The following is an 11,992-nucleotide window of genomic DNA, read 5'->3' on the forward strand; positions in this document are numbered from 1 at the left end:
AACCTGCAAGAGAGCGGGGAAACGCGAAAGAATGACGGACAACGCTGACCAGCTTGGCCAGACGCTGCCTTATCATGTCCTCTATCCGGGCGACGAAGGCGAGCCCGTCGTCGTCATAGACGACTTCTTCTCCAGTCCGGATGCGCTCCAGGAACAGGCGGCTCGGCAGGATTATGCGCCGGGCGGGCGTCACTATCCAGGCCATCGGGCGCCGGCCCCGTCGGGTTATCTCGCTGAACGGATCGACCTGTTGCAGGATATCCTGACCGATGTTTTCGACATGGAGGCAGGCGCGAGGCTTGTGGAATGCAACTTCTCCAGGGTGACAACGCCGCCGGATGAACTGACGCCGATCCAGTGCCTGCCGCACTTTGACGGGACGAATCCCGGTTTCGTCGCCCTGCTGCACTATCTGAGCGGACCGGAGTATGGCGGGACCAGCTTCTACCGGCATTGCTCCACGGGGTTCGAGACGATCAGTGCTGACCGGTTCGACATCTATGACCGCACGCTTCAGGCCGAGGCCAACGCCATTGGCCTTCCGCCGCAACGCTATTTTTCCGGGTCCACCGACCAGTTCGAGCAGATCGGGCAAGTCGAGGCACGGGTCAATCGCATGGTGCTCTATCGTGGCCTCTGCCTGCATTCCGGAGATATTCCGAGGGCGGACTATATTGGCGAGCCGGACGAGGAGGCGCGCCTGACGGTGAACACCTTTCTTGTCGCGCGAAATCGATAGACAGGTCATCTCTCGACAGCCTCACGTGCGGCCTGCTGAGCCAGCAGCAAGGCCCCGGTGACGCCTGCTGCCTCGCCGAGGCCTGGCGGGACGATATAATCGGAGAGATCGCCCGATAGTGCCCCACGACGAACATAGCCGGCCAGGCGGTCCTGCGTTTGTTCGCGCAGCGCCTCGATCAGGCCGGGTGTCTTCATCACGCCGCCGCCGACAATGATGCGGCCTGGCATGTGCGCGAGGATGATGGTGAGCGCCAGCTGCGAGAGATAACTTGCCTCCAGCGCGACGGCGCCTTCACCGAGGTGCGACAGCGGCTCGCCCCAGCGCGCCTGGATAGCCGGGCCGCAGGCCAGCCCCTCAAGACAGTCGGCATGGAAGGGGCAGTGGCCGCCATAGGTGTCGTCCGGGTCGCGGCGAACCGGGATATGGCCCATCTCGTAATGGCCTGTGCCGTTGCGCACGCGGCCGTCATTCACGATGCCCGCGCCGATGCCGGTCCCGACCGTGACATAGGCGAGCGTCTTCTGATGGCGCCCGGCGCCATGGGCGTATTCGCCGAGGCAGGCGCCAGAGACATCGCTTTCGATCTTGAAGGGCACCGTGAAACCCGAAAAGGCCTTGAACCAGGAAGCGCCCGTCCAGCCGGGCTTCGGCGTATTCAGAACCTGGCCATAGGTCTTCGAGCGCTTGTCGATGTCGACCGGCCCGAAAGCCGCCACGCCAATGGCGCGGACGGAGCGCTGGGCTTTCAGGAAATCGCGGATGTGGCCGAACGTCTCTTCCGGCGTGGTGGTCGGGATCTCGATGCGCTCGCGGATGTGGGCGGGGTGCTCCGCCACGGCGCAGACCATCCGGGTTCCGCCAGCCTCGATCCCTGCGAGCATCCTCGTCTGTGTCCTTATCCACCCTGCTTCGTGAACACCCTGTAGCTCCAGGCGGGCAGGTCAAGCGCGGTCTTTGCGTCGATTGTGAGAGGTTTGCCCGAAAAGTATTCGGTATACGCGCCCGCATAAGGCCCATCGGTGAAGCGCACGGTTTGTCTTTCTGGTGAGAGGTTGAGCACGGCGAAGACCCCGCCATTGCTGTCGAACCGGGTGAAGGAAAGCACGGCGTCTGGCGCTGTGTTCACCACCGGCACCATCCGCGCCCCGGCGGCCCCATTGTGGAGGGCTGAGGTCTCGGTTTTCAGCTCGATAAGAGACTTGAAAAGATCGCCCACCGGAGAATCGCGCCACGCAATCGGGTCTTTCTCGAAGAATTCGAGTTCCTTCGTATTGCCCGCTTCCTGGCCATTATAGATGAGCGGCAGGCCCTCGCCGACAAAGGAGAGGACGATGGCCGCTTCATATGCGTCGCCATAGATGTCGGGGGCCGCGCCGTCCCAGGCATTCTGGTCATGGTTGGAGGTATAGGTCATGCGATAGGCGTCGTGCGGCCAGGCGCCGTCCGTCTCGGCATAGTATCCGAAAAAGGCATTGGCGCCGGCTTCGCCCTCGGCAATGGCCTGCATCGTATTCTTCCAGTCCCATGCGTAAGAGGCGTCGAAAGCGCGGGCATGGACGTCGCGCTGGTCGAATTCAGCCAGCATGAAGACCGGCTTGATGGTGTCGAGCTCGGCGCGCACCGTCTCCCAGAAGTCGAGTGGGACATAGCCCGCGACATCGGCGCGGTAGCCATCGATGCCGGCTTCCTCGACCCAATAGCGCAGCGCCCCGGCCATGTATTCGCGGACCTCCGGGCTGGAATAGTCGAGATCGATGATGTCCGACCAGTCCCACCAGCGTGTCGGCATGAAGTCGCCATCCCAGTCGGTCTCGTACCAGTCGGGGTGTTCGGTCACGAGCGGATTGTCCCAGGCGGTATGGTTGGCGACCCAGTCGAGAATGACGTGCATGTCTCTTTCATGGGCGGCATCGACGAAGGATTTGAGGTCATCCAGCGTGCCGAATTCCGGGTTCACGCCATAATAGTCCTTCACCGAATAGGGCGAGCCGAGGCTGCCCTTGCGGTTTGTCTTGCCGATCGGGTGGATGGGCATCAGCCAGAGAATGTCGACACCGAGCGCGTCGAGCCGGTCGAGTTCTTTCTTGGCCGCCGCGAAAGTGCCTTCGGGTGTGAACTGGCGGGTATTGATCTGGTAGAGAACAGCGTCCTTCGCCCAGTCCGGATGGTCGAGCTTCACATAAGGTTCGGGCTGCCACTTCGTGTCGGTGTCCTGCGCGAGCGCCGGGCCGGACATAAGCGCCAGCGTGGCGAGGGTGGTGATCAGGGCTCTCATGTCTCGGCTCCTATGGGCTCAGGCGAGGCCTCTTCCGCGGTGTCGGAGACAAAGAGGACGGCGATAGCGGCCAGGGCGAAGGAGGCGGCCGCGATGGCAAAGGCCCAGATCGGTTCATTGCCGAAAAAGGTGCGGAGCAGGAAGCCGAGCAGGGTGGCCGCGACGAGCTGCGGCACCACGATGAAGATGTTGAAGATGCCCATATAGACGCCCATTTTCCGCGCCGGGACCGAGCCGGCGAGGATGGCATAGGGCACCGAGACAATCGCCGCCCAGGCCACGCCGACCCCCACCATGGGCAGGACCAGCGGGGCCGGATCGTCGATCAGGATCATGCCTGCAAAACCAAGCGCACCGAGGCTTATGCAGATCGCATGCAGCTTGCGCCGGTCGACCTGCGCGGCGAGCCAGATGATGGCGAGCGCGGCGGCGGCAGCCACACCGTTGCGCACCGCACCAAGCAGCGCCCACCAGTTGCCGGCTTCCTGATAGAGCGCGGTTGCCGCATCGCTGGTGCCGTAGTGATGCTCGGCCACAGCGGGCGTGCCGTAGATCCACATGGCGAACAGGCCGAACCAGGAGAAGAACTGCACCACGGCGAGCTGTCGCATTGTTTTCGGCATTCGGAAGAGGTCGCCGACGACTTCCATGAAGCCGTTCTCGCTCTTTCCGCTTGAGCGTATGGTGCCGGCGACGAGTTGGATCACGCCGAAACCGGCGACCAGCGCGGCAAAGACATAGAGGTCCTGCTTGAACTCGACATCGCCCAGCCAGGTGAGCCAGCCGGGCCGTGGGTCCATCCGTCCGGCATGGAAAAAGGCGGCAAGTAGCAGACCGACCGCGAGCCAGATCAGCCCCCCTGTATAGAAAGCCCGGGCTGAGCGCGGCGGGGGCGTATCTTCGGTCTCGTCACCAAGGCCGAGCGCTTCGCGCCGGGCGGCCTCGAAGCGCTCCATCTGTTCGGGCGAATATTCCGGCGTGGTCAGCACGGTCACCAGGACGGCGAGGAAGAGCGCGGCCCCGCCTGCATAGAAGGCGAGATGCACCGTCATCGGGATCTCGCCTTCGGGCGCGGTGTTCGAGACGCCGAACTCGGTCATCAGCCAGGGCAGGGCGCCGGCAATGACGGCCCCGAGGCCGATGAAGAAGCTCTGCAAGGCGTAGCCGGTGGTGCGCTGCTGGTCGGGCAGCATGTCGCCGACAAAGGCGCGCGTCGGCTCCATGGTGATGTTCAGCGAGGCGTCCATGATCCAGAGCGTTCCGGCCGCGACCCAGAGCGCCGGAGAGTTCGGCATCACGAACAGGGCCAGGCTCGCCAGGACCGCACCGACCAGAAAATAGGGCCGACGGCGGCCGAGCCGTCCCCATGTCTTGTCGGAGAAATGTCCGACAATGGGCTGGACGATCAGCCCGGTCAGCGGGGCCGCGATCCAGAGGATGGGCAAGGAATCGATGCTGGCGCCAAGCGTCTGGAAGATGCGGCTGACATTGCCATTTTGCAGGTCGAAGCCGATCTGGATGCCGAGAAATCCGAAACACATGTTCCAGATCTGGCCGAAGCTCAGCTTGGGTTTCTGCATCGCTTTTACCTCCCCGGCCATCTTCGTATCGTTCAGCAGGCGCAATCTCTTCTGCCGGCTATCGCCCGGCCACCAGCCGGACCGCTGCCCCTCCGGATGACGCGAGGGGCAGTTCCAGCGTGTCCGGGGCCGTCACGGTGCGACTTTCAATGGTGATGGCATAAGGGTTGGTCTGCCAATCGGCGTCCTCGCCGTCGCGATAGATCTCAGCGGTGTAGCTGCGGCCGTCATCAAGGAAATCGAGGGGGACGGACACTGTACGCGCGGTCTCGTCCGTCAGCGCGCCGACATACCAGTCATCGGATTTCCTGTCCTTGCGGGCCTGGACGATGAAATCTCCCACCTCGCCATCGAGCGCGATGGAGGTCTCCCAGTCGGCCGGCACATCCTTGATGAACTGGAAAGGCTCCGGATTGGCTTCGTAATTCTCCGGCAGGTCTGCGGCCATCTGCACCGGGCTGTAGATCACGACATATAGTGCGAGCTGTTTTGCGAGCGTCGTCTGGATACGGTTCTCGTTGTCCTCGCCATTCGGCATCAGGTCGAAGATGCCGGGCGTGAAGTCCATCGGGCCGGCGAGCAGGCGGGTATAGGGCAGGATGGCAGTGTGCTCCGGCGGATTGGGTGGGCTGCCCCAGGCATTGAATTCCATGCCGCGGGCGCCTTCGCGGCTGACGGCATTCGGGTAGGTGCGGCGAAGGCCAGTGTCCTTCACCGGTTCGTGCGCATTGATGGCGAGGCCGTATTCATGCGCCTTCTTCAGCACATTAAGGTCATGGACAACCCGCTCCTGGCCGGCATGCCAGCCATAGCGGCGGAAGCCCTCTTCATCTTCAAGCACGAGGTCGCTCGCATCGGCGACATAGCCGGTCTTCACCGTGGAATAGCCATTGTCCCGATAGAGCTGGAAGGCCGCATCGAGCTGGCTTTCATAGTTCGGTAGATTGGCGGCGGTTTCGTGGTGGCCGATCAGTTTCACGCCTTTGTTGGCGGCGTAGTCCGACAAGGCTTCGATGTCGAAATCCGGGTAGGGTTCGGCGAAGCGGAACTTGTCGCCATTGTTGAACCAGTCCCCGTCCCAGCCAATGTTCCAACCCTCGACCAGCACGCCGGAAAAGCCGTTCTCGGCCGCAAAGTCGATATAGCGCTTCGTGTTCCCGGTTGTTGCGCCATGGTCTGGTCCCGAGCCCCAAGTGTATTTGTTGATGTGCATGCCCCACCAGATGCCGACATATTTTCCGGGTTCGAAATAGGAGACATCGCCGAGCTGGTTCGGCGCGTTGAGGTTCAGATAGATGTCGGCGCCATTGACGAGCCCGGCTGCGGTGTCGGCGATCTGGATGACGCGCCAGGGCGTCTTGAAGGCGCCGTCGATCTTGACCTTGGTGCCGTCATGGCGTGGGGCGAGTTCGGCCTCGAGGACGCCCGCACGGCGCTGGTCCAGCCACATGCCGGCATAGTCGACTAGAGCGGCCTCGTGGATGGCGAGATAGGGGCCGTCGGCGCCTTCCACGTCGTATTTCAGCGTATAGGGTGTGTGGACGCGGTAGATGTCGCGCACCGGGGTCGTCTTGTAGATGTATTCATAGCGGTTGTATTCGCCGGCCGGTGTCCACCACGATGTGGCGTTCGGCTCGACGGCGAATTCCGTGATCTCATCGACCAGCGCACGCTCGCCCGTATCCGGCACTTCATAGCGGAAGGCGACGCCCGCATCGAAAACGCGGGCGCGGACGGTAAAGCTGCGCTCCGGGCCATCATCGGTCGATGTAAAGCGTGCCGTGATCTCGTTGTGAAGATCGCGCACAGTGCGCTTCTCGCCCCAGGGCTGCTGCCAGGTCTCGTCGTGGCTGTCGGCTGCGGTCTCTGTGATTTCGAAACCCCGGTCGAGATTCGCGCCGCTGGCAAAACGTAGGCCGAGTTTCGATTGGGCGATGAGCGGTTTGCCATCGCGGGTGACGGTATAGACGGGCTGGCCATTGGCTGTGGCAAGGCTGATTTCGGTGCGCCCATCGGGGGAGGTTGCGTCAACGCTGGCCGAGCTGGCGGGCATGCTTTCTTGCGCCACTGCGACGGAGGGGCTCAGAGTCGCCGGGCCAATGCCGCCGAGCCCTGAGAATCCGGCAAAAACGAGGGTGAGGGCCTTTAAGGCCTTGGCCTGTGTCATGGCGGATCCTCCCAATGGTCCGGTCTATTCTTTGGCGGGAAGAGTGCGTTGCAAACTTGTGCAAGTCAATTCAAAATTTGAAATTCAGATGACCTGGGCGGTGAGAGAATTGGGCAAGCTTTGATAGAAAGAAAAGACGATTCTGGCTTGCGGTGTATGGATTTTGTTATTTCGGCCTTGCATCCGTATCTGCGCATGCTAGCAATGCAAAAAGTTGCGGAAGCGATAAAGAAAATCCGCTCGGACGAGGGAGGAGAGAATGCGCCTGAATGCCGCTCCACTGCGTGGCCTGATGCTGGCTTCAAGCGTGCTCGCCGCGGCCTGCGCGAGTCAGGCGCAAGGCGCAGACACGCCGTCCCCGCCGCCCATCTCCGACCGGCTGCCGCAGGACGAGATCATCTATTTCGTCATGCCGGACCGTTTCGAGAATGGCGATCCGTCGAATGACAAGGGCGGCCTTTCAGGTGGACGGCTCAAGACCGGCTTCGACCCGACCGACAATGGCTTCTATCATGGTGGTGATCTGAAAGGGCTGACCGACAGGCTGGACTATATCGAGGCACTGGGCGCAACCGCCATCTGGCTGACGCCGATCTTCGAGAACAAGCCCGTTCAGGGGCCGCCCGGCCAGGAGTCGGCCGCCTATCATGGCTACTGGATCACCGATTACCTCAACGTCGATCCACATCTCGGTACGCGGGAAGACTTCAAGGCCTTTGTCGATGCCGCCCACGCACGTGGCATGAAGGTCTATATGGACATCATCACCAATCATTCCGCCGACGTCATCCAGTACCGCGAATGCGCGGCGACGGCGGCGCCGGGCGATGCGACCGAGGAAACCTGTCCCTATCGCAGCATCGGCGACTATCCCTGGACGACGCGCGGCGACGTAACGGGCGAGGCGATCAATGCCGGTTTTGCCGGGACCGATCCGGCCCATCACACACATGAGAATTTCGAAGAGCTGGCCGAGCCGGGCTGGGCTTATGAGCCGTTCGTTCCGGAGGGGGAGAAGACGAGCAAAAACCCGGCCTGGCTGAACGATCCGCTCTATTATCACAATCGGGGCAATTCCGCCTTCGAGGGCGAAAGCTCCCGCATGGGCGATTTTGGCGGGCTGGACGATCTGATGACGGAAGACCCGCGCGTGGTCGCGGGCTTTATCGACATCTACAAGCAGTGGATCACCGATTTTCGGGTCGATGGCTTCCGCATCGATACGGCCAAACATGTAAATCCGGAGTTCTGGCAAGCCTTTGCGCCCGCCATGAAGGCGCATGCCGAAAGCCTTGGCATCGAGCACTTCCATATCTTTGGCGAAGCCTATGAGTTCGATGCCGGTCGGCTATCTGCCTATACGACCCGGGACGGTCTACCGTCCGTGCTTGATTTCGCCTTCGAAGGTGTGGTGCGCGACGTCGTCGTGAACGGGGCGCCGGCCCGCCGGCTGGAAGAGCTGTTTGCCGTCGATCACTCCTATGCCGATGGTCTCGAGACAGCCGCCATCCTGCCGACCTTCCTCGGCAATCACGATATGGGCCGGTTTGCGGGTTTCCTGCGTGAGGCGCATCCGGAAATGAACGATGCGGAGATGCTGGAGCGGCTGACGCTCGCCCACGCCATGCTGATGTTTTCGCGCGGCGTGCCGACCATCTATTATGGCGACGAACAGGGCTTCGTGTCCGATGGCGGGGATCGCGGCGCGCGTGAAGACATGTTCGAAAGCCAGGTGCCGGACTATCTCGACAATGATCTTGTCGGGACCGACGCCACAACCGCGGATGTCAATTTCGATACCGGCCATCCGCTCTTCGAAGCCATCTCGCAGATGGCGGCCATTCGTCAGGCCCATCCGGCGCTGCGGCGCGGCCATCAGCTTATCCGTCATTCTGACAAGGCGGGCGGTCTCTTCGTCATGTCGCGCTTCGACGCCGCCCGCAGCCGGGAATATTTGATCGCGTTCAATGCGGGCAATGACACGCGCGATTTCAATAGCCTTGTCGATGGCCGGGCAAAGCGCTGGACGGCCGTGCACGGAGACTGTGCGGCGCAGGTGCAAGCCCCCGGCAGCTATGCGATTTCCATTGCGCCGCGGGATTTTCTCATCTGCTACAGTGATCTTGAGGAGTAGAGTTGTGGACGACTGCATGACCAACAGGCCAGCCAGCGCCGCCAATGCGACCCCCTCGCCGCAGCCGGGGGCAGACGCGCCGTGGTGGAAAGGCGCGACGATCTATCAGGTCTATCCGCGCAGTTTTCTCGACACCACAGGCGACGGCATCGGGGACCTTCAGGGCATCATCAAGGGTCTGGATTATATCGCCTCGCTTGGTGTCGATGCGGTCTGGCTGTCGCCCTTCTTCGCCTCGCCGATGAAGGATTATGGTTATGACGTCGCCGACTATTGCGACGTCGATCCCATGTTCGGCACGCTCGCCGATTTCGACCAGCTGATCGAAAAGGCACATCGTCTCGGCCTGAAGGTCATCATCGACCAGGTCTATTCCCACACCTCCGACCAGCATGCCTGGTTTGCCGAGAGCCGTGAGGACAAGATCAATCCGAAAGCCGACTGGTATGTCTGGGCCGATCCGAAGCCGGATGGCTCGCCGCCCAATAATTGGCAGTCGGTCTTCGGCGGGCCGTCCTGGGAGTGGGACGCCCGGCGCCAGCAATACTACTTCCACAATTTCCTCGTCTCCCAGCCGGACCTGAACGTCCATAATCCGGAGGTGCAGGATGCGCTGCTGGCGGCGGCGACATTCTGGCTCGACCGGGGCGTTGACGGGTTTCGACTCGATGCGATTAATTTCGCCATGCATGACCGCGAGCTGCGGGACAATCCGCCCTCGGGCCTGCCGATGGAGAAGGTCACGCGCCCCTTCGACATGCAGCGCCATGTTTACAGCATGTCCCAGCCGGAAGTGCCGGCCTTCCTGGAGCGCATCCGCACGCTGCTCGACCGCTATGACGGCAGGTTCACGGTCGCCGAGATTGGCGGGCCGGACCCGATCGGCGAGATGAAGGCTTTCACCGAAGGCCAGGGCCGGCTGAATTCCGCCTACAGTTTCGACTTCCTCTATGCCCAGAGCTTATCGCCGGCGCGCATTGTGCGCTCGCTCAGCGAATGGGGCGGTGTGGCGAATGAGGGCTGGCCGAGCTGGGCCTTTTCGAACCATGACGCCCCCCGCGCGGTGACTCGCTGGGCGGCGCCGGAGGACCGCAAGCAGGCTGCCGACATGCTGCTGCTGCTACTGCTGGGGCTCCGCGGCAATGCCTTCCTCTATCAGGGCGAGGAGCTTGGTCTGCCGCAGGCGAAAGTGCCGTTCGACTACCTCAAGGACCCGGAAGCCATTGCCAACTGGCCGCGCACGCTGGGCCGGGATGGCGCGCGCACGCCGATCCCGTGGGTGGCCGATGCGACCAATTCGGGCTTCTCGACGGGCGAGCCCTGGCTGCCGGTCGATCCGCTCCACGATGCCCTCTCAGCCGACCGTCAGGAGGCGGACCCGGTGTCGACGCTGAATGTCGCGCGCTCGCTCATCAAGCTTCGCCAGTCCCTTCCAGCCCTCAGGCTTGGGACGCTGCATTTCCATGAGGCGCCCGAGGGGATCCTCTTTTTTCAGCGCGAACATGAAGGAAAGAGCGTCGCCTGCGTCTTCAATATAGGAGCTGAGCCTGTTGAGTTTGTGCCAGCTGCTGCGAACCAGATGCAGGTTCTTGCAAACGAGACGGGGGCTGTTAACGCTTCCGTTTCACTGCCAAGGCAAATTGAACCCTGGTCCGGTTACTGGGCACTGCTCGACGAGGCAGGGGACTGAGGGGACGGAAAAAGGATGGCGAAAGACAATTCGCGCAGCGCCAGAAAGTCGACGCGGCTGGAGGACCTTGCCAAGCGGGCGGGGGTCTCGATCTCGACCGTGTCGCGGGCGCTGAATGACAGTCCGGCGATCAACCGGCGGACCAAACAGGCGATCTGGGAGCTGGCGCGAGAGCTGGACTATCCCTTCCGTCAGCGCATGCCCGCCGGCCCGATCGGGGCCGAGGCGACCATCGCCGTGGTCGTGCCGCAGCCGCAGGCGCGTGACGGGCATATCTACGACCCTTTCTTCTTCGATCTGCTCGCCGGTGTCGTCGAAGCCGCGCGTGAGCGCAATTGCGACGTCCTCGTCAGCCACATCACGCCCACTACCTATGAGGATCTCGCCTTTGCGATGAGCACGAGCCGGGCCGATGGCGTGATCTTCATCGGGCAGAGCTCGCTGCATGTGGAGTTCAACCGGCTGGCGGCCAAGGACAGCCGGTTCGTCGTCTGGGGCGCGGAACTGCCGGAGCAGTCCTATTGCTCCATCGGCAGCGACAATACGATGGGCGGACGCCGGGCGACCTCGCATCTGGCGCGGCTGGGCCGTGAGAAGATCCTGTTTCTTGGCGATACCGAAGCGCCTGAAGCCATGCAGCGCTATCGTGGCTATCTCGAAGGGCTTGAGCGGGCCGGTATCGAGGCACAGCCGGACTGGTATCTGCCTGTGCATTTCGAGGTGGAGTCGGCCGAGGCCGCGATCCACAGCCTGATCGAGAAGGGCACGCCATTTGACGGGATCGTCGCGGCGAGTGACCTGATCGCGCTCGGGGCCATCCGGGCCATTCAGGCGTCCGGGCGTAGCGTGCCCGACGATGTCTCCGTAGTCGGCTATGACAATGTTCCGTTCAGCAAGCTCACCAAGCCGTCGCTGACGACGATTTCCCAGGACACCGAAAAGGCCGGGCGCCTTCTGGTCTCGAAACTGATCGACTCGCAGGGCGGATCGCGCAGGTCCGAACGTTCGCCGACCGATCTGATCGTGCGCGAATCCTGCGGCGCCTGATACGGTTTCTTTAAAAGACACGCGTTGCGTTCGCGCTGAATGTCTCTAGCCTGCCTGCCAGATACAAGATCGGCAGGGAGGGCAAGGATTATGGCTGAAGGCGACAAGCGGCCAGACCACAAGGCCTATTGGCGTGAGACAGTCAGGCTGACAATCAGCCTGCTCATCATCTGGTTCGCAGTGTCCTACGGGGCAGGTATCCTGTTTCGCGATTTTCTGGACCAGGTCTCGATCGGCGGGGCGCCGCTCGGCTTCTGGTTTGCCCAGCAGGGCGCGATCTATGTCTTCGTGGTGCTGATCTTCGTCTATTGCTGGGCGATGCGGCGGATCGAGAAGAAATACGGGGTGGAGGCCTGA

The 11,992-nt window shown here is 62.3% G+C and carries 9 protein-coding genes; 5 read left to right on the top strand and 4 right to left on the bottom strand.

Translation table 11 applies throughout. The annotated features are described in order from the left end of the window. Nucleotides 1–31 precede the first annotated feature (31 nt). Nucleotides 32–739 (top strand): DUF6445 family protein, encoded by a 708-nt coding sequence (locus B8784_RS15910; protein WP_084398891.1) that lies wholly within the window; start codon nt 32–34, stop codon nt 737–739. A 5-nt stretch (nt 740–744) separates the two neighbouring features. Here B8784_RS15910 and B8784_RS15915 read toward each other — a convergent pair whose 3' ends face one another. From B8784_RS15915 to B8784_RS15930, 4 genes are read right to left on the bottom strand one after another with little or no spacing between them, the layout of a single operon-like run. Further along, complete coding sequence (locus B8784_RS15915) at nt 745–1,623, bottom strand: ROK family protein (RefSeq protein ID WP_084398892.1); 879 nt, start codon at nt 1,621–1,623, stop codon at nt 745–747. A gap of 14 nt (nt 1,624–1,637) precedes the next feature. Beyond that, on the bottom strand, nt 1,638–3,017 hold the full coding sequence (locus B8784_RS15920; RefSeq protein WP_084398893.1) for an alpha-amylase family glycosyl hydrolase: 1,380 nt from the start codon (nt 3,015–3,017) through the stop codon (nt 1,638–1,640). Beyond that, complete coding sequence (locus B8784_RS15925; protein ID WP_084398928.1) at nt 3,014–4,597, bottom strand: MFS transporter; 1,584 nt, start codon at nt 4,595–4,597, stop codon at nt 3,014–3,016. The genes B8784_RS15920 and B8784_RS15925 overlap by 4 nt, the downstream gene beginning before the upstream one ends. Before the next feature lie 58 nt (nt 4,598–4,655). Then, a complete protein-coding gene (locus tag B8784_RS15930) occupies nt 4,656–6,650 on the bottom strand; it encodes a glycoside hydrolase family 97 protein (RefSeq protein ID WP_084398929.1) in 1,995 nt (664 codons plus the stop codon). Between the two features lie 373 nt (nt 6,651–7,023). On the opposite strand from B8784_RS15930, the gene B8784_RS15935 reads away from it, so the two are divergent. The 4 genes from B8784_RS15935 to B8784_RS15950 all read left to right on the top strand — a co-directional run bounded on the left by B8784_RS15935 (nt 7,024) and on the right by B8784_RS15950 (nt 11,992). After that, a complete protein-coding gene (locus tag B8784_RS15935; RefSeq protein ID WP_084398894.1) occupies nt 7,024–8,898 on the top strand; it encodes an alpha-amylase family glycosyl hydrolase in 1,875 nt (624 codons plus the stop codon). Between the two features lie 16 nt (nt 8,899–8,914). Continuing rightward, entirely contained in the window at nt 8,915–10,588 is a 1,674-nt protein-coding gene (locus B8784_RS15940; RefSeq protein ID WP_084398930.1) for an alpha-glucosidase, read from the top strand. 15 nt (nt 10,589–10,603) lie between these two features. Beyond that, complete coding sequence (locus tag B8784_RS15945) at nt 10,604–11,635, top strand: LacI family DNA-binding transcriptional regulator (protein ID WP_084398895.1); 1,032 nt, start codon at nt 10,604–10,606, stop codon at nt 11,633–11,635. A gap of 90 nt (nt 11,636–11,725) precedes the next feature. Then, entirely contained in the window at nt 11,726–11,992 is a 267-nt protein-coding gene (locus B8784_RS15950; protein ID WP_084398896.1) for a DUF4212 domain-containing protein, read from the top strand.

The sequence above is a fragment of the Henriciella aquimarina genome (assembly GCF_002088975.1).
Lineage (GTDB): Bacteria > Pseudomonadota > Alphaproteobacteria > Caulobacterales > Hyphomonadaceae > Henriciella > Henriciella aquimarina.

Bases quoted from the DNA above. Each gene is read 5' to 3' on its own strand.
- B8784_RS15910 (WP_084398891.1), top strand. From the start codon at position 32: ATGACGGACAACGCTGACCAGCTTGGCCAGACGCTGCCTTATCATGTC.
- B8784_RS15915 (WP_084398892.1), bottom strand. From the start codon at position 1,623: ATGCTCGCAGGGATCGAGGCTGGCGGAACCCGGATGGTCTGCGCCGTG.
- B8784_RS15920 (WP_084398893.1), bottom strand. From the start codon at position 3,017: ATGAGAGCCCTGATCACCACCCTCGCCACGCTGGCGCTTATGTCCGGC.
- B8784_RS15925 (WP_084398928.1), bottom strand. From the start codon at position 4,597: ATGCAGAAACCCAAGCTGAGCTTCGGCCAGATCTGGAACATGTGTTTC.
- B8784_RS15930 (WP_084398929.1), bottom strand. From the start codon at position 6,650: ATGCCCGCCAGCTCGGCCAGCGTTGACGCAACCTCCCCCGATGGGCGC.
- B8784_RS15935 (WP_084398894.1), top strand. From the start codon at position 7,024: ATGCGCCTGAATGCCGCTCCACTGCGTGGCCTGATGCTGGCTTCAAGC.
- B8784_RS15940 (WP_084398930.1), top strand. From the start codon at position 8,915: ATGACCAACAGGCCAGCCAGCGCCGCCAATGCGACCCCCTCGCCGCAG.
- B8784_RS15945 (WP_084398895.1), top strand. From the start codon at position 10,604: ATGGCGAAAGACAATTCGCGCAGCGCCAGAAAGTCGACGCGGCTGGAG.
- B8784_RS15950 (WP_084398896.1), top strand. From the start codon at position 11,726: ATGGCTGAAGGCGACAAGCGGCCAGACCACAAGGCCTATTGGCGTGAG.